Source organism: Kitasatospora sp. NPDC048298 (assembly GCF_043201465.1).
GTDB lineage: Bacteria > Actinomycetota > Actinomycetes > Streptomycetales > Streptomycetaceae > Kitasatospora.
In genome coordinates this window covers 124,261-147,593 of record NZ_JBICYZ010000009.1, presented here as the reverse complement: position 1 = coordinate 147,593, position 23,333 = coordinate 124,261, and the positions used below count along the sequence as shown (strand labels likewise).

The 23,333-nt window shown below is 69.6% G+C and carries 35 protein-coding genes; 1 reads left to right on the top strand and 34 read right to left on the bottom strand.

Annotated features, from left to right (window positions below):
• The 34 genes from ACGF0D_RS10785 to ACGF0D_RS10620 all read right to left on the bottom strand — a co-directional run bounded on the left by ACGF0D_RS10785 (position 1) and on the right by ACGF0D_RS10620 (position 22,881).
• Positions 1-507 (bottom strand): hypothetical protein, encoded by a 507-nt coding sequence (locus ACGF0D_RS10785; RefSeq protein WP_392914733.1) that lies wholly within the window; start codon positions 505-507, stop codon positions 1-3.
• Positions 508-510: 3 nt separating this feature from the next.
• Complete coding sequence (locus ACGF0D_RS10780) at positions 511-3,318, bottom strand: phage tail tape measure protein (protein WP_392914732.1); 2,808 nt, start codon at positions 3,316-3,318, stop codon at positions 511-513.
• A gap of 130 nt (positions 3,319-3,448) precedes the next feature.
• Entirely contained in the window at positions 3,449-3,868 is a 420-nt protein-coding gene (locus tag ACGF0D_RS10775; RefSeq protein ID WP_392914730.1) for a hypothetical protein, read from the bottom strand.
• 28 nt (positions 3,869-3,896) lie between these two features.
• On the bottom strand, positions 3,897-4,304 hold the full coding sequence (locus ACGF0D_RS10770; protein WP_392914728.1) for a hypothetical protein: 408 nt from the start codon (positions 4,302-4,304) through the stop codon (positions 3,897-3,899).
• A 2-nt stretch (positions 4,305-4,306) separates the two neighbouring features.
• Entirely contained in the window at positions 4,307-4,744 is a 438-nt protein-coding gene (locus tag ACGF0D_RS10765) for a hypothetical protein (RefSeq protein ID WP_392914726.1), read from the bottom strand.
• A gap of 2 nt (positions 4,745-4,746) precedes the next feature.
• Positions 4,747-5,493: a hypothetical protein gene (locus tag ACGF0D_RS10760; RefSeq protein ID WP_392914725.1), complete on the bottom strand. Its 747-nt coding sequence runs from the start codon at positions 5,491-5,493 to the stop codon at positions 4,747-4,749.
• Complete coding sequence (locus tag ACGF0D_RS10755) at positions 5,494-5,949, bottom strand: hypothetical protein (RefSeq protein ID WP_392914723.1); 456 nt, start codon at positions 5,947-5,949, stop codon at positions 5,494-5,496.
• Positions 5,949-6,326: a hypothetical protein gene (locus ACGF0D_RS10750; protein ID WP_392914722.1), complete on the bottom strand. Its 378-nt coding sequence runs from the start codon at positions 6,324-6,326 to the stop codon at positions 5,949-5,951. Before ACGF0D_RS10750 ends, ACGF0D_RS10755 begins: the two co-directional genes overlap by 1 nt.
• Positions 6,326-6,766, bottom strand: a complete 441-nt coding sequence (locus tag ACGF0D_RS10745) for a hypothetical protein (protein ID WP_392914720.1) — start codon at positions 6,764-6,766, stop codon at positions 6,326-6,328. Before ACGF0D_RS10745 ends, ACGF0D_RS10750 begins: the two co-directional genes overlap by 1 nt.
• Positions 6,763-7,839, bottom strand: a complete 1,077-nt coding sequence (locus tag ACGF0D_RS10740; RefSeq protein WP_392914718.1) for a hypothetical protein — start codon at positions 7,837-7,839, stop codon at positions 6,763-6,765. The genes ACGF0D_RS10745 and ACGF0D_RS10740 overlap by 4 nt, the downstream gene beginning before the upstream one ends.
• A gap of 113 nt (positions 7,840-7,952) precedes the next feature.
• Positions 7,953-8,258 carry a hypothetical protein gene (locus ACGF0D_RS10735; RefSeq protein ID WP_392914717.1) on the bottom strand — a complete coding sequence of 102 codons (306 nt, stop codon included), beginning with the start codon at positions 8,256-8,258 and terminating at the stop codon, positions 7,953-7,955.
• Between the two features lies 1 nt (position 8,259).
• Positions 8,260-8,727, bottom strand: coding sequence for a hypothetical protein (locus ACGF0D_RS10730; protein ID WP_392914715.1), 468 nt, complete (start codon positions 8,725-8,727; stop codon positions 8,260-8,262).
• Between the two features lie 2 nt (positions 8,728-8,729).
• On the bottom strand, positions 8,730-9,167 hold the full coding sequence (locus tag ACGF0D_RS10725) for a hypothetical protein (RefSeq protein WP_392914713.1): 438 nt from the start codon (positions 9,165-9,167) through the stop codon (positions 8,730-8,732).
• Positions 9,168-9,267: 100 nt separating this feature from the next.
• Positions 9,268-10,635, bottom strand: coding sequence for a phage major capsid protein (locus ACGF0D_RS10720; RefSeq protein ID WP_392914712.1), 1,368 nt, complete (start codon positions 10,633-10,635; stop codon positions 9,268-9,270).
• Entirely contained in the window at positions 10,632-11,558 is a 927-nt protein-coding gene (locus ACGF0D_RS10715; protein ID WP_392914710.1) for a head maturation protease, ClpP-related, read from the bottom strand. Before ACGF0D_RS10715 ends, ACGF0D_RS10720 begins: the two co-directional genes overlap by 4 nt.
• 62 nt (positions 11,559-11,620) lie before the next feature.
• Positions 11,621-12,844: a phage portal protein gene (locus tag ACGF0D_RS10710; protein WP_392914708.1), complete on the bottom strand. Its 1,224-nt coding sequence runs from the start codon at positions 12,842-12,844 to the stop codon at positions 11,621-11,623.
• Between the two features lie 207 nt (positions 12,845-13,051).
• Positions 13,052-14,440, bottom strand: a complete 1,389-nt coding sequence (locus ACGF0D_RS10705; RefSeq protein WP_392914707.1) for a phage terminase large subunit — start codon at positions 14,438-14,440, stop codon at positions 13,052-13,054.
• The gene (locus ACGF0D_RS10700; RefSeq protein ID WP_392914705.1) at positions 14,437-14,970 is read right to left on the bottom strand and encodes a helix-turn-helix domain-containing protein; all 534 of its coding nucleotides are present in this window, start codon (positions 14,968-14,970) and stop codon (positions 14,437-14,439) included. The genes ACGF0D_RS10705 and ACGF0D_RS10700 overlap by 4 nt, the downstream gene beginning before the upstream one ends.
• A gap of 351 nt (positions 14,971-15,321) precedes the next feature.
• Entirely contained in the window at positions 15,322-15,555 is a 234-nt protein-coding gene (locus tag ACGF0D_RS10695) for a hypothetical protein (protein WP_392914703.1), read from the bottom strand.
• Positions 15,556-15,626: 71 nt separating this feature from the next.
• Positions 15,627-16,064, bottom strand: coding sequence for a DUF6221 family protein (locus tag ACGF0D_RS10690; RefSeq protein ID WP_392914701.1), 438 nt, complete (start codon positions 16,062-16,064; stop codon positions 15,627-15,629).
• Positions 16,061-16,345, bottom strand: coding sequence for a hypothetical protein (locus ACGF0D_RS10685; protein WP_392914700.1), 285 nt, complete (start codon positions 16,343-16,345; stop codon positions 16,061-16,063). Before ACGF0D_RS10685 ends, ACGF0D_RS10690 begins: the two co-directional genes overlap by 4 nt.
• A 269-nt stretch (positions 16,346-16,614) precedes the next feature.
• Entirely contained in the window at positions 16,615-16,818 is a 204-nt protein-coding gene (locus ACGF0D_RS10680; RefSeq protein ID WP_392914699.1) for a hypothetical protein, read from the bottom strand.
• Positions 16,819-16,846: 28 nt separating this feature from the next.
• A complete protein-coding gene (locus ACGF0D_RS10675) occupies positions 16,847-17,014 on the bottom strand; it encodes a hypothetical protein (protein ID WP_392914698.1) in 168 nt (55 codons plus the stop codon).
• Positions 17,015-17,046: 32 nt separating this feature from the next.
• A complete protein-coding gene (locus ACGF0D_RS10670) occupies positions 17,047-17,337 on the bottom strand; it encodes a hypothetical protein (protein ID WP_392914696.1) in 291 nt (96 codons plus the stop codon).
• A gap of 27 nt (positions 17,338-17,364) precedes the next feature.
• Entirely contained in the window at positions 17,365-17,607 is a 243-nt protein-coding gene (locus ACGF0D_RS10665) for a hypothetical protein (protein WP_392914695.1), read from the bottom strand.
• A 33-nt stretch (positions 17,608-17,640) separates the two neighbouring features.
• The gene (locus ACGF0D_RS10660) at positions 17,641-18,672 is read right to left on the bottom strand and encodes a hypothetical protein (protein WP_392914693.1); all 1,032 of its coding nucleotides are present in this window, start codon (positions 18,670-18,672) and stop codon (positions 17,641-17,643) included.
• An 8-nt stretch (positions 18,673-18,680) separates the two neighbouring features.
• The gene (locus ACGF0D_RS10655) at positions 18,681-19,088 is read right to left on the bottom strand and encodes a hypothetical protein (protein ID WP_392914692.1); all 408 of its coding nucleotides are present in this window, start codon (positions 19,086-19,088) and stop codon (positions 18,681-18,683) included.
• 12 nt (positions 19,089-19,100) lie between these two features.
• Positions 19,101-20,135, bottom strand: a complete 1,035-nt coding sequence (locus ACGF0D_RS10650; protein ID WP_392914690.1) for a hypothetical protein — start codon at positions 20,133-20,135, stop codon at positions 19,101-19,103.
• Positions 20,136-20,137: 2 nt separating this feature from the next.
• A complete protein-coding gene (locus tag ACGF0D_RS10645) occupies positions 20,138-20,302 on the bottom strand; it encodes a hypothetical protein (RefSeq protein WP_392914688.1) in 165 nt (54 codons plus the stop codon).
• 2 nt (positions 20,303-20,304) lie between these two features.
• Positions 20,305-20,454, bottom strand: a complete 150-nt coding sequence (locus ACGF0D_RS10640) for a hypothetical protein (RefSeq protein ID WP_392914687.1) — start codon at positions 20,452-20,454, stop codon at positions 20,305-20,307.
• Positions 20,451-21,533 carry a hypothetical protein gene (locus ACGF0D_RS10635; RefSeq protein WP_392914686.1) on the bottom strand — a complete coding sequence of 361 codons (1,083 nt, stop codon included), beginning with the start codon at positions 21,531-21,533 and terminating at the stop codon, positions 20,451-20,453. Before ACGF0D_RS10635 ends, ACGF0D_RS10640 begins: the two co-directional genes overlap by 4 nt.
• A gap of 24 nt (positions 21,534-21,557) precedes the next feature.
• Positions 21,558-21,797, bottom strand: coding sequence for a hypothetical protein (locus tag ACGF0D_RS10630; protein ID WP_392914684.1), 240 nt, complete (start codon positions 21,795-21,797; stop codon positions 21,558-21,560).
• Between the two features lie 67 nt (positions 21,798-21,864).
• Positions 21,865-22,323, bottom strand: coding sequence for a hypothetical protein (locus tag ACGF0D_RS10625; protein WP_392914682.1), 459 nt, complete (start codon positions 22,321-22,323; stop codon positions 21,865-21,867).
• 177 nt (positions 22,324-22,500) lie between these two features.
• Positions 22,501-22,881, bottom strand: a complete 381-nt coding sequence (locus ACGF0D_RS10620) for a hypothetical protein (RefSeq protein ID WP_392914680.1) — start codon at positions 22,879-22,881, stop codon at positions 22,501-22,503.
• 144 nt (positions 22,882-23,025) lie between these two features.
• Here ACGF0D_RS10620 and ACGF0D_RS10615 point away from each other — a divergent pair, with 144 nt between their 5' ends.
• The gene (locus tag ACGF0D_RS10615; RefSeq protein WP_392914678.1) at positions 23,026-23,271 is read left to right on the top strand and encodes a hypothetical protein; all 246 of its coding nucleotides are present in this window, start codon (positions 23,026-23,028) and stop codon (positions 23,269-23,271) included.
• Positions 23,272-23,333 lie beyond the last annotated feature (62 nt).

Below are 23,333 nucleotides of genomic sequence, written 5' to 3'. Positions count from 1 at the left end.
CTACTCGTCCCAGACCAGCCAGCACCGCAGGTCCACTGCCGTGGTCGGCGTGGTGGCCCGTACCCGCAGGAAGCGGCCGACGGCCACGATCGGCCGCTCGTCCGGCATCCACTGGTACACGTAGGTGAGCGACGACTCGCCGGTCGTTGATGAGAGCGCCACCGCGTCGAACACCCGGGTCGAGGTGATGCTCCCCTCGGCCGTCGCCGAGTAGCCGGTCCCCGTGGTGCCCAGACTCATTAGGGATGCCGGTGCGTTGGGGTCGAGAGGCTGAACACCGGACGCGGCGTGGGCGGTGACGGTCGCGGCAACGTCGGTCTGCAGCAGCTCGACCACTCCGTCGGCGCCCGGCGGGTCGTCGAGGGAGAACCCCCACGCGATCAGCTGGATCTGCCGCGAGCTGGGCGTGGCCAGCTGCAGCATCGTTTTAATGGATGTGCCGGTGGAGACCGAGGCCTGTGCGGCCGTGGTCGGCATCGGCCCGTTCCACACCTTGTACCGGTGCATCTGTCATGCCCTCCCTAGGACTCGTTGGACGTCGCCGCCCCGGATCCGAATGTTGTTCCGCAGCCAGGACATGAACTCGTCGCCGGCGTTGGAGCCGACCCACTCGAGCTGTAGCGTCACGGCCCCGCCTCCGACGGCGCCCTCGGCCATGGCCCGGCTCTGGCCGGCCGGGATGACCGTCGACCCGCCCGGCAGTCGAACCAGCTCCGGACCTTGCTCGCCAACCCACGTCAGGCCTCCGCGGGGGCCGCCTGTCGCGGCGCCGCCGATGATGCCACCGTGGGCGAACCGGCCGGCCGAGGAACCCGAGTACGACCCGCCGCCCATCTGGAAGTACTCGGTGATGTAGATCGTCTTGCCGTGTAGGGCGTCGACCTGCGACTGGGCCGCCGCGAGGTCCCGCTTCAGCCCGTCGATCTCCGCCTGGAGTCGTACCCGCTTCTCGCCGGTCGTGCCGCGGATCGACGCCTCGGCGTCGGCAAGCTTGGCCTTCAAGTCCTCGACGTCGCCCCGCAGGTACGCCGTCTTATCCGGTGTCGAGAGGATGGTGTCCGTCAGCTGCCGGGCTTCGTCGCGGGTGAGGCCCATCTGCATGGCGACGGCCATCAGCTTGTCGCGGCCCTTGTCGTAGATCTTGTTGACGCGATCCATGGACTCGCCGGAGTTCAGCGCGGCCACGGCGGCGGCGTCGGTCTTCGACGCCAGGTCCGTCAGTGCCGCCTCGGCGGTGCGGGCCTTCTCGGATGTCAGGTCCAGCTCGCCGCCGTGCATCTTCAGCGCGCCCCGGTTCTCGGTGGCGGCCTTGGCTGCTGCGTCGATCGCAGCCTCGAACCCGGCCATGCTGTCCAACGCTGACCTGTTGACGTCGTTGAGGTCGGAGATCGCCTGCTTCAGGCCCTTCGCCGTCATGCTCTGCTCGTCAAGCGCCTTACTCGTCTCCATGGCCTGCTTGCCGAGATCGCCCATGCTGGCCTTAGCGATCTCCTCGGTCTGGGCTGCCGCGGCAAGCGAGTCCTGGTACTTGTGCATCTCTGCTGCGAGTTGTGATGCGTTGCCGCCCTTTGCCGCCAGCAGGTCCTGCAGCTTCTTCAGGGCGCCGGCGGCCAGGTCGGCGTGGCCGCTCTGTACCATGCCGGCGAGGGCCTCGTCGATCGAGTTGATCTGCGACGTCGCCTCTTTGAGGGAGTTCGACTTCGCCATACCCAGGGTCGTGATCTTGTTCATGACGTCGTTGACCTTGTCCATGCCGGCGGACTTGCCGCCCACTCGGTCAACGGCGTAGGCAAGCTTCTCGAGATCCGCGCCGAACGTCTCGGTGAGCTGGCCGCCCCGGGCGCCGGCCTGGGCCAATGCCAGCAGTGACGTCGTCATGCGGTCGACGGACGGTGCTGCTTTTTGGCTGGACTCGCTGAGCTTGTAGGCCACCGCCACGATCAGGCCGAGCGCGGTCGCCGAGACGGCGATCTTCGCCTTGGTCGACAGGGCCGTGAACGCCGAGCCCAGCCCGTTCACACTGCCCGTTGCAGCCACAGATGCCACCTGGGCCTCGACCACCCGGACCCGGTAGGCGGACATCGCCCCGCTGGCCGCCTCGAACGCCGTGGCCAGCGTCTGAATACCGGCGACCACCTTGCTGAGAACAGCGAACCCGGCGAGCGCGGCAACGACGATGCCGACGCCCTTCGCCATTTCCAGCATGGTGTCGCGGTTGTTGAGCATCCACGTGGTGGCTCGCTGCAGCGGCGGGATCAGCTTCTCCCCGAGCGTGATCATCAGCGCCTGTAGGGAACCCTCCAGCTCCTTCGTCTGCTGCGCGAACGTCTGCTGGGTCCGCTCCCAAGCCTTCCCGAAACCCGCAGCCCCCTTCTCCAACTCCGGGTACTTCGACTCGAGGCGGTCCATCTGCCCCACAAGGACGTTGAGGCCCGCGCCGGCCTTGCGGCCGAACGCATCGGTGATGATCTGGCCCTGCTTGTCGGCGGTGATGCCGGCCGCGTTCATGCGGCCGACAAGGTCTTCCAGGGCCAGCTTGAGGCCGCCGCGCTGCATGTCCTCGGCGAGGGTCGTGGCGGTCAGACCGAGGGTCTTGAGCGCCGCCTCGCTGGTGCTGACCGGCTTGCCGAGCGCCATCACCGACATCCGCAGCTGGTTGCCTGCCAAGGCGCCGCGAATATTATTGTCGCCAAAAACCGCCAGCGCCGCTCCGACATCGGTGATCGTCAGGCCGAAGCCCTTGACCGTCGCCACCATGCCGGATGAGAACGCGGACGCGAGGTCCTGCATCTTCATGTCGCCAACGCCGACGGTGGCGTTGAGGACACCCATCGCCTGGTCGAGGTCCTCGACACCGGGGATGCCGGCCGCAACGGCGGCGGTCAGGGCGTTGGTGACGTCAACCAGGTCGGCGTGGCCCACCGCGGCACCCTTCGCTGCGGTCTCGGTCAGCTTCAGGGCCTGCTGGCTGGTGATGCCCATCGACTCGAAGTTCGACTCGACGTGGAACAGGGCCTCGGCAAGCGAGTCGGGGTCGGAGCCGACCTTCGCCGCAATGCCCAAGACACCCTTCTTCAGGCCGTCGAGCTGGTCCTCGGCCACACCGGCCTGCGTGACCAGGAGCGCCATCTCGCCGTCGAACTTGCTGGCCATCTTGACGGCCTCGAACCCGACCGCGGCGATGGCCAAAGCCGACGCGTTGGCCACGGCGTTGAACTTGCCCATGGACGATTCCATGGCCGACGCGCCGGCCTTGGCCTCGGCGAAGACAGGCCCGGTGAGGTTCTTCGCGGTGACCAGGATCTCGACCACGTTCACTCAGGCACCTCCTCCCGACGGCCTATGTGTGCGATCTCCAGCAGGCGAAGCATCTCGGCCGGCTCGGCCAACACCTCGCTGGGCAGCTTGTGCCAGCGGTCGCACAGGTTGATGATCGTCTCGGCGTGGATCAGCTCACGGGGCTTGCGGACGGGACGTCCATCGGAATCGATGCCTCCACCGACGGCTGCCCACCGGCGGAGGTCCCCGACAAAGGGGCGGGCACTCCGTTGATCGCGTCCATCCAGGCGCTGATGATGGCCATGTTGAAGTCCAGCTCCAGCCCGCACAGGCCGTCCATCGTGGGCGGGATCGGCCGGCCGTCCTCGTCCTGCGCGTTCCAGGAGACGATCGCGTCCGCAAGCATCTGCAGCATGGTCTGCGTGGCCGGCTCCGCCGCGGCGCCCCCGCTGGCCTGGCGGAGACGGGCGGCCTGGAACTCGAGGAACTGGCCGGTGTTCAGCGAGCGTGCGGTCACCTCCAGGCCGGCCAGGTCGGCATCCTGGAACACGAGTCGGTAGGCCTTGGGCCGCACAACGAACGGGGGCATGGGGTCTCTCCTGCAGAGCGGTCGGGGGTCAGGTCCAGGTGGGGACGGTGCCGTCGGACAGGACGCCGGGTACCGACCAGGTCAGCTCGCCGGAGCCGTTGCGGGACAGCTGGTAGTCCGTCAGTAGGACCTCGTTGGTGAGGCTCACGCCGTTGACGGCCAGCGTGATGGTCCGCTGTGCCGAGGTGGACGGCACGGTCTTGAAGACGTCGTGGGCCTGGCCGGTCGCCGCGTTGAAGACGCCCTTGAGCGTCACCGAGAAGTCGGCGAGCAGGAGCAGGCGTTCCATCGCGCTCTTGTCGATGCCGGTGATGTCCTGCACTGCCCGGGGGGTGCTGAACTGCAAGTCGGTGACGTCGTTCTTGATCGCCTTGGCGGTGCCCGACGAGTCGTCGACCGAGCAGGTGGTCCATCCGAGGCCGGATGCCTTGGCCATGGTCAGCCCCTTTCCAGTTGGTCGGCGAGACGCTGCTGGTGCTCGCCGAAGTCGTTGATCCAGTCCTGTGGGCGCAGAGCCCGGCTCCGCCTGGTCGGGTTGCCGCGCCAGTCCCCGTCCGCCAGGAGGTAGTGCTCCGGCCGGTCCAGCCGTACCTGGTGCCCGCCGGCGAAGCACTCCTGGCCGGCCTCGAACTCGAAGCGGGTAAGGCCCGATTCGAAGCGCTCTTCGACGAAGCGGCGGCCGGACTGGCTGCGGATGTAGTGGGCCTGCTGCTGGCCCAGTACGGTGCTCTCGTCGATTGTTGACCGCCAGCCGTTCAGGTGGGCATCGCACTCTGCCTGCGCGCAGGTGGCAGGCCGGAAGTGCGTGGAGAGCGGCGACAGGATGCGGTACGTCTTGTAGGCGGTGACCGGCATGGTCGGCTCGATGCGGTTCACGTCTAGAACACCACCCCTGCTGCCTCGTTCTTGCTGACCTGCACAGCAAAGGTCACGCTCGTGACACCGCCGGTGGTGACAGTCACGGCCCGGACGTAGCGGCGGATCGTTGCCGTGTTGCCCGTGGCGATGCGCTGCGTGAACGGCGCCGCCGTGACCTGCGTGAACGCGAGACCGGCGATGTCGGCGAACGTCACGTTGTCCGCCGAGTCCTGGATCTTGACGGTCACGTCTGTGCCGGTGAACGAGGTCACCTGCAGGTATGCCTGGGCGCCGAATGCGGCCGAGGCGGCTGTGTCCACCGCGGCCCCGTTCGTCGCGGCGTTGTCCGTGCGTAGACCCGGCGTCAGCAGTACCCCCCACTCCAGGCCCGCCCCGTCGGCCTCGGCATCCACCGAGAACACGAACTCGCCACTCGCCGAACGATTGCCGTCGTAGTTGAGCTGCTTGGCGACGAGCGACGCGCACGGGGAGCCGAGCACCGTGCCGCGGCAGTACGTGACAACCACGTCAGCCGTCGGAAGGGCGGCGAGCACCGGGTGGGCCTGCCCGATGCCGGTGTTGAAGAACGCCTTCCACGACATCGAGCCGTCACGGAGGCCGCCGATCCGCTCGAAGGCGGCCTTGTCGATGCCGGTCACCTCGATGGGCTTGTTGCCGCCCTGCACCTTGTCCACGGACCCGATGTCCCCAGACAGGTTGTAGCCGCCGACGTACAACGCGTCGCCGAGCCCGCCGGACTTGGCCATCTATGCCTCCTCGTCCCATGCGTCGTTAACGACCACGGGCAGCGTGATCGTGAAAACCCGGTACAGCACCTCGTCCTGCTTCAGGTAGCCGGCCTGCCCGTCGAGCGGCTGCCCCTCGATGCCCCGCACGTCGACCCCCCGCACCAAGCCGCCGAGCGTGAAGTCACCGATGTAGGCGCCGAGGAGTGCGTCGATGACGCGCACCATCTCCGGGTCGATGGCGTCCTGCGGCTCCTGCAGGGTGCTGGTGTACAGCCGGACGTTGAACACCATCGCCACCGACGTGGAGTCCAAGCCTGAGGACTGGACCGGGCGGATGTGGTCGATCCACACCGCGGCAGTGATGCCGTGGCCGGGGCGGTTCTTGGGTTCGTGCTGGTTGATCTGATCCAGGTAGCCGGTCGCGGCGGCGTGGGAGACGATCGCGTTGAGGACACCGTCGATGTCGACTGCCATCACAGCCTCCCCTGGATCTCGGCGAAGACGCGAGCGAAGGTGCGGTCGGCACGCTTCTCAACCCGCTCGGCAACGCGCCGGAAGGTGCCGTAGCCCTTGAAACGGGTCTCGGCGTTGCGGCGGCTGGTGCCTTCGAGCCACGGCCCGTACACGACACCGCCGTCCGTGATGGCGAAGGAGTCAGAGCTGACGCGGTTCACGGTGACCTGCGACTGGTAGTAGCCCGTCGGGTGCCGCAGAACCTGCTCCAGGACCCGCTGAACCTCCCCCTCGCCCCAGCGGGCAACCTCCTCGCCGCCCTCCCGTGTGAACCGGCTGACAAGCGCCGACGCGGTGCCGTTGAACAGCGGGCCGGACGCATGGACGATGACCTCCATCAGACCGCCTCCCGATCCAGGTAGCTGTACCACTGGCCCCTTGTGGCAGTCCTGATGCGATGGCAGTTCGAGCAGACCACCTCACACTTGGCGATCTCCATTTCGATCGCCTCCCAGGAGCGAGCCCTGTGGAACATCTCTGAGACGGAATCGAGCTTCTCGCCAGAGACGTGATCGAAGTCCATGCAGACAGGGGGGAAGCGGTGGCCGCAGTCGGCGCACGGGACGTCCTTCAGCTTCTCGATCTGAGCGCGCCGCTCAGAAGCGAGCTCCTTCCTTCTGGATCGCCGCTTCTCCCTGCCACCGTTCTGGTGGTAGCGCTGCTGCTCTCGATTGGCTGTGCACCGATTGCACGTCGCGCCACGGCCACTGGCCGCCTTGGCGTCCTTGCGGAAGTCCCGGAGCTCCTTCTCCTTGCCGCAATGCTTGCAGGTCTTCATACGGCCCTCACCCTCGCTTTGCGGCCGTGGGAGACGTAGACCTGCTCTCGGAGGGCGTCGAGGCCGGTGCCGTATGTCGTCTTGGCGACGGTGCCGCCGCCGACCTGGCGTGAGGTGGTGCCGACGCCGGTGGTGCGCGCGTAGCCGGACGACTCCTGCAAGAGGGTGGTGACCGCTTCGGCGATGGCGAGTGCGCGCACCGCGGCAGGCGGGTTCCAGCGCTGGACGGGGGCGCCCTGGGCAATGGCCGCGGCTGTGGTGCCGAGGGCACCACGGGCCACTGTCAGGGCCCGGGAGGCGTAGATCACGGGGGCGGTGTGGGCGGCGAGAGTCGTACCGTCCCATGCCCGGTCCACGACGAGGGTGTTCCCGGCGATGTCGGTGATCCGCATGCGCTCGGCGTCGAGGAGGAGCACCTCGTCGACGGCGAACGCGCTGCCGTCCGGCACCGTGAGGGTCTCGGCGTTCTTCGCCGCGGTGAGGGGTGCCTGCAGGGTCTGGCCGGTGGAGGTCATGGCCCGGTCGGTGACGAGGAGACGCTCGGTGCCGATGCGGAGAACATGCCCAACGCCGATCGCCGCGGCGGAGCTGACGATCAGTACGGTCGCCGTGTCGTTCACCGCGGCGGTGACCGTGCCGGCCGGGGACTCGCGGTTGGGGCACCCCGCCCACAGGCCGGTGATGGTGATGTCCCTCTGCGGGGTGGAGCCGCCGCCGAACGCCGAGTTGGTGTCGAGCTGGATCTCGACGCGGTTGTACGGCGGCCCGTTGCGGTTGGGCTCCAGGTTGATCCGGTCCGTTGGGATTGGTACCCCTCCGGAGGAGATGCTCGTCAGGTTGATCAGCTCGGAGTCGTCCAGCCACAGCCGCCACGGCCGGGCGTACTGGTCGGGCCAGTCGAAGTACCGGGTGGCAACGACCGGGTGGAAGACGCGGTGACACAGTGCCTCGATCGGCTCGGTGGCAGCCTGAATCGCGCGATCGACGGCTCCGTTGGAGCGGGCGGTCTCCTTGAGGTCAAGGGCCTGCTTGACGTCCTCGCGCGTGCAGTACACCGGTGTGTCGAGTGCCATGCCCGTGCCTTCGGGGTCGGTGGTGGGTGTCTGGTCGGTCGGCGTTCAGCTGAGGTAGGTGCCGTCGGGGCGCCAGCCGTCCCAGCGGCAGTACAGCTGCCCGTCGGGGCCGGTCAGGAGGGGTTCTCCGTCGTTCGGGCACGCGATCGGTCCGCGCTGGCGTTCCGCTTCGGCGAGGTCCGCGGCTTCTCGGAGGATGTCTCGGAGCTGTTCCCAGGAGATGACTCCTCCTCGGGGGCGGTGTCGGCGGCCAGGTTGTCGGTCTCGTGAGTGGGCTCGACGGCGTTGCTGGGCCCGCCGTGGGCGGTGATCTTCGGCATGGTGTCTTCCTCGTGGTGGTCGGTGCTGGCGCAGTGCGGGCAGCGCGGGGCGCCCACCGAGTAGGCGGTGGAGCACCCCGCACAGATCCACAGAGCCACGTCAGGCCGCCGTCACCGAGGCGCCGTTGTCCAGCGGGATGTAGGTCAGCGACCACTTCACCGAGCCGGTGTCCGAGGCGTCGGTGACCAGGTCGAGCGTGCCGATCGGCACCACGTACGGGTTGTGCGCCGGGAGCTGGCCGCCGCCTCCGCCGTTCTTCACCACCAGGGCCGAGCCGGACGTGCCCGGCAGGGTGATCAGGCTCCCGACCTCCTTCGAGGTCACCGCGGTGGTCGAGGTGAGGTCGACGTCCGTGCCCGTGGTGGGGTTGGCGGTGACCTTGAGGGTGGTGGCGGTGGCGCCCATGACGGTGGTGACCTCGCCGACCAGGCCCGTGATCAGCACCCGGCCGCCGGCCACGGTGAAGATCGCGGCCTGCGCGGTCTGCGGCAGCGCCGCGGTCGCGCGGTCCACCTTGGTGCCGACGAGGACGGTACGAAGCTGGTCGCCCTGGATGATGACGCTCATCGTCAGACTCCCATCGCGGGCAGGTTGGCCGGGGTCCGCTGGGTCACCAGGTTGTGGGTAACAGCGTTGACGGTGCCCGCACCCGTGGACGTGACCCGCACGAACTTGTAGGTGTCGGAGAGGCTGGTGCCCAGCACCTCGAACACCGCGGCGTTCTGGGTCGCGGCCGCGGCGGTGACGACGGTGGCGGCGGCGGCCTGAGTGCGGCGCGTCCAGGCGTCGCTGCCATCGCCGGTGTTGGTGTGGTACTCGGTGATGCAGGCGAGGTTCTGGGCGCCGGTGCCGCCGCTGTCCTTGGCCTCCTGCAGGGTGTAGGTGTCGCCGGCGGCGCCGGTGAGGTAGCAGAGGAACGCGATCGACCCGGCGTCCTTGAGCGCGATCCACTTGCCGTCGGCGGCGGGCGTCGTGTTGAAGACCGCGCCGAGTCCCTTCTGAGCCATGAGCTGTGCCTCTCGTGTCTGGGGTGTCCTGCCGGGGCGACGCTGCCGGCCCGGGTGGTAGCCGGCGCCGGGGTGTTACTGCCAGCGCCGGCCAGGTGAGTTAACGGGCCTCGATCTCCACGAACGGGGACAGCGTCGGGCCGCCGTTCTGCGGGGTGACCGCGGACTTGAGCCACGGCCGGCCGTCGACTCGCTGGATGATCCGGAACGCGGTCTGGTCGTTGCCGAACTTCCAGTCGGTCGAGGAGCTGGCCGTCATGGTCTGCCGGTCGCCGACGAGGTAGTAGGAGAGGTCGACGAAGGCGAGGTCGGAGCGGGCGCCGAGGCGGCCAGCCTTCTCGCTGATGATCAGCGGCCGGCCGAAGATCGTCACGGGCGCGGGCCCGGCGACGTTGGCCAGCATGACCGGGCTGCCGCCGGTGCCGACCGACAGGGCCATGGTCATCAGCTCCGGGATGGCCTCCGGGGAAGCGATCCACACCGCCTTCGAGAGGCTCGACGGCAGCATCCGGGAGTACATCTTGATGACGTTCTCCAGCAGGATCGTGCCGCTGGCCTGGCCTGCTTCCTTGGTGACGGCGATGGCGGCGCTGTTGCCCGCGCCGAGGAAGCCGAGGGGCTCGCCGACGCCGGACCCGGCCATGAACGCCGCGTCCTCGAAGAACGCGAGGGCCTGCGGCCACAGGGTCTCCACCAGTGCGGCGAAGCTGATGAGGGAGTCCTGCAGCAGCTCGTTCGGCACGACGCTGAGGCCGGTGAGCTTCTTCGCGTCGAGCTCCGCCCGGCCGAATTTTGGGGACGCGTCGGTGAGGGCCGCGCCCTCCTCGCCCCAGTAGGCGATCATCCCGCCGTAGACGGAGCCGGCGTTGGTGGTGGAGTCGATCATCGGGAACGGGACTCGGGCCGACTCCATCGGAACGACCGTCGCCCGGGACCGCACGACCGCCATCTCCAGGGCAATCTGCAGCAGCTGCGAGCGCAGGGTCTCCGGCACGAGGAACCCGCCGTCGGCCGGCACGACCGAGCTGTAGGAGTTGCGGAGGGAGGCCATCTTGGCCTGCAGCTCGGCGTTGTTGTTGAGGTGCCACGCGGCGTGGATGAACTCGCCTGCGGTGGCGAACTCGTTGTCGATGCGGGAGCCGGGGGCCTTCGGGTTGTAGGCGGTCGCCTGCTTGTGGCTGGTGAGCATGTTGGCGGGGCGGGTCTGCGGGTCGAGGTTGAGCCGCTTGATGCCGTCCCGGCTGCCGTCCTGGCCGTTCTCGCGGAGCATGTTGGCCAGCTGGCGCTGGGTCTCCTCCGCCACCAGGCGGTTGAGGTCCGTGCCGTCACCCTGCTGCCGCTGGGCGTAGGCGTTGATGAACTCGCCGAGGGCCTCCTTGTTGGCGAGGACCGGGGCGAGGCGCCCCGGGTCGGCGAGCATTTCGGCGAGCTCGTCGGAGTTCTTCGGGACGGGGATGGCGGTGGTCACAGCAGTGCCTCCCTGAGGCGTCGGAACGCGTCCTCAGCGGACGGCGTGGTGGTGAGGTGCGCGATGGTGCTGGCCCAGTCGTCGGCCGCGGGGGCCGGCTCCGGGGTGTTGGTGGCGTCGGGCTCCGGGGCGGGGTCGGCCGCCTCGTTGCTGGGCGTCTCGATCGCGGGCTCGATGTCCGCGGGTTCGACCGCGGCGGCGGGTGCTCCGGTGCCGGCGCGCGCGGTGAGGACGGGTTCGGGTGCGGCGTCCCGGCCGGCGTAGCGGAAGACCGACAGGTCCCACTGCGCCGTCGGCACAGTCGTGGGGGACGAGTTGTCATCCGTTGAAGTTTGGGTTGATGGGGCGATGACCTCATCGGCGAGGCCCGCGGCGACCGCCTCGGCTGCCGTGTACCAGGTCTCGGCCATCATGAGGGCCCGCCACTCTTCGACGGTGCCGCCGGCCTTCGTCGCGTAGACGTCGGCGATGTTGTCGGACTGGCGGTCAAGGAGGTCGGCCATCTCCCGCATGTCCGCGGCGTTGCCGAAGCAGATGCCCGACCCGTCGTGGATCATGAGCTGGGAGTTCGGCGCCATGACGACGCGGTCACCGGCGAGCGCGATGACGGACGCGATGCTCGCGGCGAGCGAGTCCACGTAGGTCACGACCGTGGCCGCGTGCGCGCGCAGGGCGTTGGCGATGGCAATGCCCTCGAAGATCTCCCCGCCCGGGGAGTTGATGTGCACGTCGATCTGCGACGCGTTCACGGCCGACAGCTCACGCACGAAGTCCGAGGCGGTCACGCCCCAGTAGCCGCCGATCTCGTCGTAGATGTGCACGGTGGCGGTGCCGCCGCCGATGCTGTTGGTGATGCGGTACCAGTCGGTGCGGCCCTCACGAAGTTGGGCGCGGGGCCGAGTGGTCCGTAGCCTGCCGGGCATCCAGCCTCCTCGTCACGGTCGCGTCACAAGGGATGAAACCGCCCGGCTGCTACTGCCAGCGGCTACGCACCGAGCTTCAGTGGCCCGTTGGCCGCCGGACTGGCGCCGCGGAAGGCGATGTCGGGCAGGCCAATGGCAGCGCAGGCGGCGGCCGGATCGAAGCCAGCGCCGACCAGCGCAACCACTGCATTGACCTTGGCGGTCATCTCGGCGTTCTCCGCCTCCTCGTCGTCCGGTACCGGGCTGCAGTAGTCGAACTCCAACCCGACGGCGGTGGGCCCGAAGAGCGGCAGTAGATCGAAGTTCAGGGCGGACCTGAAGCGCTCCAGCCGGGGCACCGTCATCTGCTCGGCGAACCACACCCGGGATGCGTCGGCGGTGGCTCGGTTCACATCAGCGACCTCGCCGAGGGCGAATGCCGGCATGCCGTACGCCTCACGGATCACATCCCGGGAGACGGACCGCAGCTCGGCGAACTGCATGTCGCGTTGCGTGAACTTGCGGTCGACCCACCTCCCGGCTTCGAGAATGGCCACCCGGTGCGCGGCGGCAACGCCGCGGTGTTGCTCGTTCCAGCGCATCCGCAGCTGGTCGAACTCGGCGTCGCCGAGGATGTTGGGGACCTCGATGATGCCGCCGGGCTCGGCGCTGTTGAGGAAGAAGTTCCGGTTCCACTCGGCGCTGTACCGGGTGGCATCGAGGTCGGTGAGGATGGACTGGACGGGCCCCATGCCGCGGTACGGGTCCAGCGGGTTGGGCATGCGGAGCTGGATGACCTCGTCGAGGCCGAGGGGGATCTTCTCACCGTCGGGGCCGGTGTAGATGTAGCCGGCCAGGTGGTTCGTGGGGGACGGCACCGGGTCCATGCGGTCCGGGCGGACGGGCCACAGCTCCAGCGGGATCGGCGAGCGCGGGTCCCGGGCGATAACCCACCACCCTTCGCCGGTCAGGTCGATGTGCTGCTGCTCGACCTCGACGAACTCGGTGCGGGGCATGAACGGGTTGGGCTTGTTCCACAAGTCGAGGGCGGCGTGTGAGGTGACCTCGGTGCGTTCGACGCCGGGCTTGGTGGGCTTGCGGTACAGCTTCCATTCGACCTGCGCGGCCGAGGTGGATGTGCGGTTGACGATGCTGAACAGGGTGCCCACGCTGCCCATCGCGCGCATCTGCGCGGTCATCCCGGACGGTTGGCCCCACGACGTGGGAAAGCCGCTGCTGCGGGTCGGCGCGAGCGGCACGGGGGCGACCGCCGCCCTGTTGAGGAGGGTGCGGATGAACGACGCCATCAGGGTCTCCTCAGTGATTAGACGGTCGGCGGTCCGAAATGGCCATCTCAACGCACAGGCACGACGCCCCGGCGCCGAGGAACCCGAGGGGCGGCCACGCCATCCACAGGCCGTACGACAGCAGACCGAGGCCGGCAACGATGAGGACGATCGGCAGGAGTGGGCGGAGGACGGCCCGCGCGAAGGCAGCGAGTCGCTGGTAGGGGATCACAGCCACCTCACGCGGGGCTGCGCGACGAGGTCGCGTTCGGCAACCGCATAGCGCATGGTGTCCATGCCGTGGTCGTCCTGTTTCACCGGGGCCTCCTTCGGGGTCTTGCCCGGCTGAGCGTCCCAGACGTACCCGACGATCTCCTCGGCGGTGCAGGTTGGCCGCTTCGCTTCAGCAAGTGCCGCATCGCGGTCGACGAGGGCGTCCTCACACAGGTAGATGCGGGGCTTGCCGTCTCCGGCGGCCTTGAGGCGGGCCTGGACGGCATCGAGGCCGTCCTTGACGGTCTTGTGCGCGGCACGGGTGCCCATGCCGAGGTGCCGTTCCAGGGTGGCGCGGTCCTCAGCATCGTGGTCACAGATGACAACCTGCGGTCGGGGCTCGACCCAGGCCCGCAGGCCCGCGGCAACGTCCGCGTTGATGTCCTTGGCGGTGAGCACGGTACGTTCCGGAACCTCGCCGACAATCTGGGTGACCTGCAAGAGAATGTCCCGGGCATGGTCCTCCACCAGGGTCTTCGTCTTGTAGATCTCCCGGTACATGTACAGCCGGCCGTCGGGGTCTTCGGCCCACCATTGCGCGCAGAACGGGTTGGTGAACCCGAAGTCGATAACGAGGCGGCGGGTCCAACCGGGTTGGATGACGGACCGGGGGACAACGTGGACGGCCGGGTCGAACCCCTCGTAGATGAGGCCTTCGGCGGCGGCCCACTTGCCGTCTCGCAGGCGCAGGCGGCGGACGCCAGTGAGGGCATCCAGCTTGGCCATGTAGTCGACGCCTTTGGTGGTGAGCGATCCGTCCGTGTTGACGTAGGCCGGGTTGTCGCGGTGGAGGGAGGTGAGCAGTCGTAGGGCCCCGGCATCGCCGCGCTGCTTGATCCAGTGGGTGGGGTGGACGGGGTTGCAGGCGGCGATCTGCTGCTGCCAGGAGAGAACGCCGTTTCGGAGACGGGTGCCGAGGGTCTCCCAGTCGGTGATGGTGAGTTCAGTTGCCTCATCGCAGAAGATCAGGTCGTATTCGGAGGAAAGCACCTTCTCGGGCTTGTCAAGGCCGCCGACGTTGATCACGGAGCCGTTGCTGTACCGGTAACCGGGAGCCTCACGCGCACTCCCGCCGAACCACGAGACGACGCCGGCACGCAACGCTTCGGCAGCAACCTTCTTCTCGAACGTGACGAGGGTGGTCGAGCCCAGGCTGACACCGGTTTTGCGGGCGATGAGACAGCGGATGCCGGGGGTCCCCAGCGCCGCAAGGTGGACACGAAACAGGCAGGCGAGGGACTTGCCGGTGCCGGCCGCGCCAGCCATGACGACCTCGGCGGTGCGGGTGCGGAAGAGCTCGCGGGCCGCGCCGCGAGGTTCGTACCGGACGACGGCGCTGGTCATGCCAGATCGCCAGCGTCCACGCCCACGATCTCGTAGGTGAGGCCGCCCGAGACGGACGTCTTGGTCGGGCTGTCCAGGCCGAGAAGCCGGCGGCGAGACTCCCCGTTTCGCTGGATCGCGTCCTCGATGCGGATCAGCCGGTCCACGGCTTTGAGAATCCAGTCGTCGTCGGGTACGGCCTCACCGTTGTCCATGTAGACGACGCGCCCCTGCGACACGGTGACGTGCTCGCGGGCGAGCACCGCTTGAACGTGGTCTCGGGCTTCCTCGAGTCGACGGAGCCCGCGGTCGAGGCGCTCAAGTTCGAACTGCACGGCGGCGGCGGCCGGCTCCGCGACAACCTCGGCCATCGCCCGCTGCACGGCGTCGTGCGCGGTCGACGGGTGGCAGCCGAGTTCGGTGGCGATCTGTCGGTAGCTGTAGGCCTGGGCGCGGAGTTCGGCGGCGCGGGCGTCGAACGCGGCGGTGGCTGGGTCGCGGGTGTAGCGGCCGTTTCCGCCGCGGAGCCGGTCGTGCTGGTCGTCGTCCATGGTTCCCTCCTGCGGGCAGGTTAGGGATTGCATGGGTCAGCCCCCGGGCCGTCGCTTACCCGGGGGCTGTGTGGGTGCCCCGCCCAACGCCGGGGTGGGCGGCCCGTCCAGGGGGGAGGGGGCGGGCCACCGCAACCCCAGAGGCAGGGTGGCGCAGGGGTGGGACAGGCTACTTGTGGCGGATGGATCGGACGATCAGCACCGTTGCGGTCACCATCGCAGCCAGGACGAGCATGGTCAGTACGACAACGTGCCAGGGCTCCACGGGGTCTCCTCTGTTGGGTGGTGGCGGCCATCCTGCCGGAGGGGCAGCGTGGGTGGGGAGAGTTTGGTCAGGCTTCGGGCGCCGCTTCAGAGCTTGACCGTGAGGACGTCAAACCCGGCGGGGATCGCTCCTCCGTCGTCGCCGGTCACGAGGTAGACCAGCTCGTCCGGGTGGTCGTCGTCGTAGTCGTGAGCGGCGAGCCACTCGGACACGTCAGGCCGCTTCAGTAGGCCGGGGTGATCGGGGCAGTCCGGGTCTGCCAACTCGTAGCCGGGAACGTGGTCACCGGGGGCAGCGGAGACGAGGTAGATGGCGGGCATGGCGGGCTCCTTGGCTCGTACGAATGTGGAAACCCTCCAGGGCTGATGATGTGCACAGCGTAGCGGCGCGGTCAGGTGCTGGGTGTCCACTCGGGCTGGTAGTCAGGGTGGCCGGCGTATGGCAGGGCCAGCAGGCGGAGCGTCCAGGCGGTGATCACTGGAGGTGGCGTGAACCGGGCGCCGGTGTCGTCGTGGAGCCATCGACCCGTAGCGTCCTTGTGGACGGGGCCCATCCAGCGGAGGCTGCATGAGCCGCTGAAGGTGTGCTCCGTGCTGCATCCCGCCGCGCATGCAGCGTTGGATGCGTTCATGATCTGCCGCTTGGTGTCAACCTCGGCCAGCACCCGCTCAGGTGTGTGGCGGTCGACGTGGGCCTGTTCCCGCCGCATCTCCGCGGTGTGAATCTCGGCCCAGCCCAGGGCTTTGCCGATTGTGCCGACGGCGGCGCGCGCGGTCTGCTCATCCTCGTCGAGGCGGGCACGGAGGAACGCCACCAGGTCGGAGGTCACAGGCCCAGTTCCTCGTTCGGGTGGTCGAACGGGCGGAGCTCTTCGGTGAGCGCCTCGTGCAAGGCGGGCTGGGGCATGGTGACCGTGATCTCGGGGTTCAACTCGGCCACGATCGCGTCGCCGAGGGACCGCCGCAGCCCGGCCTTCAGGGCCTCCTGGTAGCGCTCGTCATGCTGCCACGCTTCGAGGTTGGCGGTGGCCTGTGCCATGACCCGGCGCCCGTTGATCTCGGCAGTCGTCTGCAGGGTCACAACAGGAAAGCCATGCATGTCGTTGCTCATGGTTCATCCTCTCGCGCGTACGCCCGCCCCGGGTAGTACCGGGGCGGGCGGGACGGCTGGTGTCGGTCAGCTCTCGGGCTGCGGCTGGGGTGCGGGCGTGGGCCAGATGGTGCTCTTCCCGCTGCCGCGCTCGAGGATGATCGGCTCGGGAAGCGGCTCGTTGCCGTTGGCGTAGGCCATGATGTGGGTCTCCCTGCTCTGTGTTGGGTGGTGGAGGGCCCGGGGCGGCCGGCGTGCTGGCAGGCTGTGGCGGCCGCCCCGGGGCGCGGTCAGCGGCCGATCTTCGCGACGTCGGGCCAGCGGGCCTCCAGGGCCCAGGCCTCACCGCTGGCAACGCCGGCATTGATGGCTTCGGCGAGCCCCTGCCAGGTGTCGGTGGTGAGGCCGATGTCGGCGATGTGGGCGGCGGTTTCGGCGCTGAGGCCGATCGACTGCTGCAGGGTGGCGATCATCTGCGCGCGGGTCATGCTCATGCTGGATCTCCTGGGGTGGCTAGTGGGGTCAGGCGGTCGGCTGGAGGCTGTTGAGGCGGTCGATCTCGCGGCGGGTCGAACGGATCTTGGCGTAGATACGGCCGCGCTCGTCCACGTCGAAGGCGTACTCGACGAACTGCTGCTGGAGCTCGGTGAGTCGGGCCTCGGCGGCGGAGAGCTGCTGGGCGATGGTCATGGCGGTACTCCTCGGTGTGGGTGTCGATTGGGTCAGGTGTTGGCCGGCATAGCGCGGCAGATTTCGGCGTGCTGCTGGGCAACCGGGCGGGCCTCTTGGAGGGCCGCCGCAGTGTGGGTAGCCCGGTCCTCTGCGGTGTCGTCGGAGTAGCTGCCGATCCGGACCTGGTGCGTCCAAGGGCAGCCTCGGCAGGTAGCGAGGAGGAAGGCGTTGAGCCTCCAGGGGTCGCTCTCGTCGGTGATGTCGACGGTCAGCTCGGGGTTTGCGATGCCACTGCCAGCGACGGTCAGGTAGCGGGCGAGTACGGGCTTGCTGTGTTGCATGGCGATCTCCTAGGTGGGTGTGGGTGGTCAGTCGTCGGCGGGCATGGCACGGCAGGTCTCGGCGTGGCGCTGAGCCCAGGCGGCGGCCTGACGGGTGGCCCAGTCGGTGTTCTTGGTGCCGGAGAGCGTGGGGTCGTAATCCGCAAGCCAGCCGGGGATGGGGCAGCCGGTGCACGTGGCGCGGATGCCGCGGGGTTCGGGCGTGAGGTTGACGATGGCGCCGGCGACGGTGAGGTATCGGGCGATGACGGTCTGAGTGGTGTCCTGCATGGTGGTCTCCAGGCGGTAGGCGGGGTGGGTGGATCACGCGGCGGGAACGGGGCTGACGACGATCGTCCGGGCCGGGTTGTCGGGGTCGGCCCGCATGACGAACCCCTCTCGGGTGGACCACTGCTGGGCGTTGTTGTGGTTGTTGTTGTTGCTCTGACCTGCAACAACTCCGGCGCCAGGGGGCGTGGTCGTGGAGGAGGGGAGCGGGGGGACGTCGTCGCGGTGGATGCCGGGCACGCTGATGCCGTCGACCTTGACCCCGGCCCGGTAGCGGATTCCGGCCCCCTGGAGGAGCCCCTTCGTGGCCTTTCCGGAGCGCTCCCAGGAGGGGTGTGCGGCGGCCAGGTGGGTGGTCACGGCGGTGAGGGCAACGTGGGTGCCGGCGGCCCCCAGGAGGGCCACCGCGTGGCGGGCGTCGGCGGGCGTCGGGACGGTCGCCGAGGGGGCCTTCTCGACGGCCTCCTCGGCGGGCTCCTCCTCAATGAGCTCGGAGGCCTTCGTGGGCTGTTCCTGGTCGTCGCTGGCGGGGGCCTGGTCGCGGTCGTCGGCGGCCTTCTGCTTGGTTGCCTTGGGGGCGTGGATGAGGGCGGCGATCCACCAGGTCCCGATGCCAAGGCCGGCGGCGTACGGGATGAGGGGGCCGACCACGTAGTAGGCGATCGGTCCGCCGACGGCCAGGAGCAGGATGCCTGCCCCGGCGACGTCGCCGATCTTGGACCATGATGCTTTGCGGGCCGCCTTGGCGAGCTCCATCTCGACCTGGCGGGCCGCCACGGCAGAGGCCTCCCGGGCCTGGATCATCCCGGGCCGCTTGGCGGGCTCGGCCTCGGCCAGCTTCTTGGCGAAGGCGGCCTCGGCGTCGGCCGAGGCCTGGGCGTCGAGCTTGGCCTGGCGCTCGCGGAGCTCGGCGGCCTCGGCCCAGCGCTCACGCTGGGGGGCCGTCAGCTTGCGGATCAGGATGGGCGTGCCGGTGATCAGCCCGGTCACCGGGTAGAGGATGGTGGCGACGATCCGGAGGCGGTGGCCGGGGACGGCGCGAGCGGTGGGGATGAGCTTCTCGTCCATGCCGATCATCAGGACGCCACGATGCTGATCAGGGCGGTGAAGATGGACGCGGGGATGGCCCAGAGTCCGCCGGCGGCGGCGTAGAGGCTCGGCGCGACGGCGCCCAGGATGGCGTCCTTCCACGGGCGGGCCTTGAGGCCGAAGATCGCGAGCGTGGCGAGGGCGGCCGTGGCGCCGACCTGCCAGCCGCCCAGGGCGGGGCTCCCCTCGAACCGGGCGAGGTTGTCGCCGACGACGCCGATCTTCTGGAAGGCCTCGCCCGCGTTGGCGCTGAGCAGCCCGATACCGAAGGCCCAGTAGGGCACGTGCTCATTGTCGATCTGGATCTTGTTCTTGCCGCGGACGCCGACGAAGAGGACGAACGTGGTGACGGTGGCGGCGCCGCCGGAGCCGAGGGCCATGATGGTGCTGCTCATGATGGGCGTGTCCTAACGGTAGAGGTGGAGGGCGGGGAGGAGGCCGCCAAGGCCGGTGGCGACGACCAGGCCGGAGGCGACGGGGATGCGTACGACGGTCAGCAGCGCGAGGCGTCCGGCGCCGCGGACCTCGGTCACGCGCAGGCGGCCGCGGTCGCGCAGGTAGAGGTCGAAGGCGTGGCCGAAGGTGGCCAGGATCGCGCCGACCCAGGGGCCGCCGGGGGTAATCACGGTCACCAGGCCGATGCTGTAGCCGCCGACGGCGCTGATCGCGGTGAGCGTGCACCAGCGGCGGAAGCGGCGGTACCGGGTGGAGGCGCTGAGCTGGGCGCGGGCGGCCCGGCGGCGCTGGCGGCGGGCCCGCTGCTTGGCCTCGCGCTGGTCGGCCAGGTGTTGCTGGCGGTGGCGCAGGTCGCGCTGTTTGGGGGTCTCCCCGGCCGCGGCGCGGACGTGGTCTTCCCGGATCCGGGCGCGCTGCTTGTGCAGCTCGTGCTCGGTCTCCAGGCGGGCGGCCTTCTCCTCTGGGGTCTCGGTGATCCGGTCGGCGAGCCGGTCGATCAGGCTGAGGAGGTCGGTGTGCTGCGGGGGGCCGGGGACGAGGATGTCCTCGATGCCGTGGCGCCGGGCCTGTTCGGCCTGGGTCTCCCCAACCTTCTCGAAGGCGGCGTCCATCCGGGTGCGCTCGCTGGCGAGCCGGGTCTCGTACTCGACCTGCTGGCGGGCCTCGCGCTGAGCCTGGGTCTCGGTGAGGAGCTGGGTGACCTGCTCCCCAACCTGCTGGCCGACCTGGGAGGCGATGGTGGTGGCCTGCTCGGCGAAGAGCCGTCCGGCGGGGGCCCAGAACGCCTCGGCGGCGGCCTCCATTGAGACGGGTCCGCCCGCGCCGGCGCCGACCGGCACGGGGGTGTAGACGGTGTCCGGCAGGCCCGGGGACGGGGCCGGGATGCGGGGGCCACCCTTGCGCCACCACTCGGCCACGGGCTCGGAGTCGGGGTGGGGCGTGCCGGCGGTGGGCGGCTGGTCCGGGGGCGGCGGGATGGTGGCCACGGTCAGTGGTCCTTCCGGGGGCCGCGGCCGCCGGCGCGGAGCCAGGCGGCGGTGCCGGTGTCGATCTTGCGGATCTCGGCGGCGCGGCGGGCCCGCTCACGCGGAGTGCGGCTGGCGGTCGGGGGGTTGGCGGTCTTGCCGCCGATGAGCGTGGACCAGAGGCCCATGGTCAGCTCCAGAGGAGGATGGCGATGGTGAGGGCGCTGAGTGCGCAGGCGCCGTACAGGCGGAGGGTGGCGCGTCGGTCGGTGCCGGCGGTGAGGTAGAGGCCGGCGTAGGCCGCGGCGGCGGAGACCGCCCACCAGAGCACGGCAGTCACGGGTAGAACCCGGTGCCGGAGGAGCGCTCGGCCTGCTTGGTCTGTGCGGCGGCTTCGACAGCAGCCTTCGCCTCGGCCTGGCGGGCGCGGCCCAACGCAGTCCGAACGTAGGCGTTGTCCGTGGACATGCCCTGAACGGCCAGGAGCTGGACAACCGCTGCGGGTTCGACGTTGAGGCCGCCGAGGTGACGGGCAATGGTGGTGATGGCATCGGCCTTGGTCATGCCGCTGACCTGGGGCGCATCACCGCGCATCGCGTGTGCCGGGTTGAGGGCGGGGTGTTCGTCGGCGGTCGGCTGCTTGGCCAAGCGGTCGAGCCGGATCGTGGGGACCGCGGCGCGGTCGAGAAGCAGGGCGACCTGGGTCGGGGTGACGGTGACCTGGTAGGTGGCGAGGGTGTCGGCGATCTCGCTGTCGGTGGCGGCCGGGTTGGCGGCGGCAACGCGCTGGACGGCGGCGGCGGGGCCGATCTCGGCGAACTCGGCGGCGATGACGTCCTCGGCGGTGCGGGCCGGGAGGGCTGATGCGGGCTGATGCGTGGGTGATGCGCCGCTGGTCACGTGGGCGACGGCCTGGTCGCGGACGGCAGTGGTTGCCTCGCCGTGGGCGAGTGCCCAGCCCCAGAAGCCGAAGCTCGGGAGGCGGAACGGGGCCTCGCCGCGGGCTGCTCGGGCCTCATCGCGTGCGGCGTTCCAGGCGATGGCGGAGACCACGAGGAGGCCGACGGCGGGTGCGGCGTACAGCACCTCAGCTGGTCGGCCGCCGCCGGTGAAGCGGGCGTGAACGAGGTTGAGGTAGATCGAGACGGCGCCCATGCCGAGGGTGGCGAGGATGCTGGGGGCGGCGGAACGGCCGGCGCGGATGGCGTCGCTGGAGGCCCTGAGGCACAGGTAGGCGACGCCGTCGAAGACGAGTCCGGCGGCGAGGGCCAGCCCCTTCGGGACGCCGTAGTGTCTGGCGACGACGTAGAGGGACCAGCCGGCCATGAGTGCGGCGGCGGTGCGGACGAGGGCCATGACGGCGTGTCGGCTAGCGGCAGCGGCGGTGCGCTGGGCCCAGTCGGGCGGGGTGGTGGTCATGGTGGTGCGCTCCTGGGGGCGGTGTCAGACCAAGCTGCGGCGGTAGTCGTGGATGCCGAGGGCCGTGCCGATGCAGGACTCCAGCCGGAAGCGGTCGTGCCGGGTCCAGTGCCAGTCGTGGCTGCCGAACTCGGCGGCCTGCTCGGCGCGGACCAGCTCGTCGCGCTTGTCGAGGAGGGTCTGGATGTCGTGGTCCCAGCTGCCTGTCGGGCCGGGGGTGCAGATGTAGGCGATGCCGGTGGCGAGGATCTGCGTGGTGGTCATGGTGGGTGTGCTCCGGGGTTGCGGGGCGGCCGGTGTGGTCACGGCCGCCCGGGGTGTCAGGGTGGGCTCAGCTGGGGCGGACGGGGCCGAGCAGGAGGCTGGTGTCGGTGTCCTCCGCCAGGGGGCCGAGCAGGTCCCAGCCCATGTTCTGGATCACGTCCGCGAAGCCGCTGGAGTTGGGGGGCAGCACCTTTTGGTGGACCGTGCCGCCGGGATTGCGGATGACCCGGATCCTGTCGCGCAGGTCGGTGCCGTCACGCCGCAGGATGGAGCGGGCGACCTCGACGCGGTAGGTGGCGGCGCGCTTCAGCTCGCGGTGGTGGGCGTGGTCGCGGCGGATGATGGCGCGGGCGCCGAGGTCGTTCGTGTCGCAGTCGACGGTGATGGTCTTGTTGGTGGTCCGGGTGACGGTGCCGGTGCGCCAGTAGCGGCCGAGGCCACCGAAGCCGGTGTCGTTCGTGCGGAAGCGGATGCGGTCGCCGGTCTGGAAGGCGGTGAAGTCGGCGGGCAGGAAGTCGTTGAGCACGGTTAACTCCCGGAGTTGGCCAGGTGGTTAGTGGTAGGCGTAGGCGCGGTACTCGGCGGCGTCTTCAACGGCCTGCTGCTGGCACGCGCTGCACTCGGTCTCGCTGTGCTCGTCGTGCGGGCAGTCGGCCAGCATGTCGGCGACGATCAGGTCGAGGAGGCTGACGGCCTGCGTGGTCTAGGCGGCCTCCGTGTAGAGGCGCTCGGCGGCGGGGCGGGTGGCCTTGTAGGACCAGAGGCCGGCGGTGAGTGCGGGTGCGTCGGGGGTGTAGACGTACACGGCGATCCAGCGGCCGGTGGTGCGGTGCTGGACCCAGGCGCGGGGCGCGTCGTGGCCGGTGCTGGCGCGGTGGGCCTTGGCAACGTGCCGGCCGTACCAGGACTGCTGGCCGTCGGGGAGCTGGATGCCGAGGCGGTCGAGCATGTCGCCGGTGCGGATGATCTGGCCGCGGTCGAGGGCGGCCTGGAACCAACCGTTGAGGGTGGCGTACTGGATGTGGCGGCTGGCCTGGCGGGCCTGCCGGGTGTTGCGGACGCGGATCTTGATGGTGGCGCGCATCGGACTCCCCTCCTTGCGAGTGCCAACTTTGTTGGCACTCCTGAGTCTGGCAGATCCGACTATCGAGTGCAACAAAGTTGGCAGGGAAATCTGCCGCGACCACCTGCTAGTCCCCACCCGCCGCAGCATGCGACCATGTCTCCCATGACCAGCACCAGCCACGAGACCGCCCTCAAGCGGGTCGCCAAGGCCACGGCGGCCTACGAGAAGGCCCGGACCGCACTCGACGAGGCAATCGCCGACGCGCGTACCGCCGGCGTGCCGCTGGTCGCCATCGCGAAGCAGACCCCATTCAGCCGGGAGTGGGCTCGCAAGATCGCCGACCGGATCGACGAGGAACGTGCCACTGCCGCAGCGAAGGCAGCCGCCCTCGAACCTCCGCAGTCCTGACGCATCACCACGCATCACGGCCCCGCCCGGAGTATCCGAGCGGGGCCGTTGCACGTCTCTGA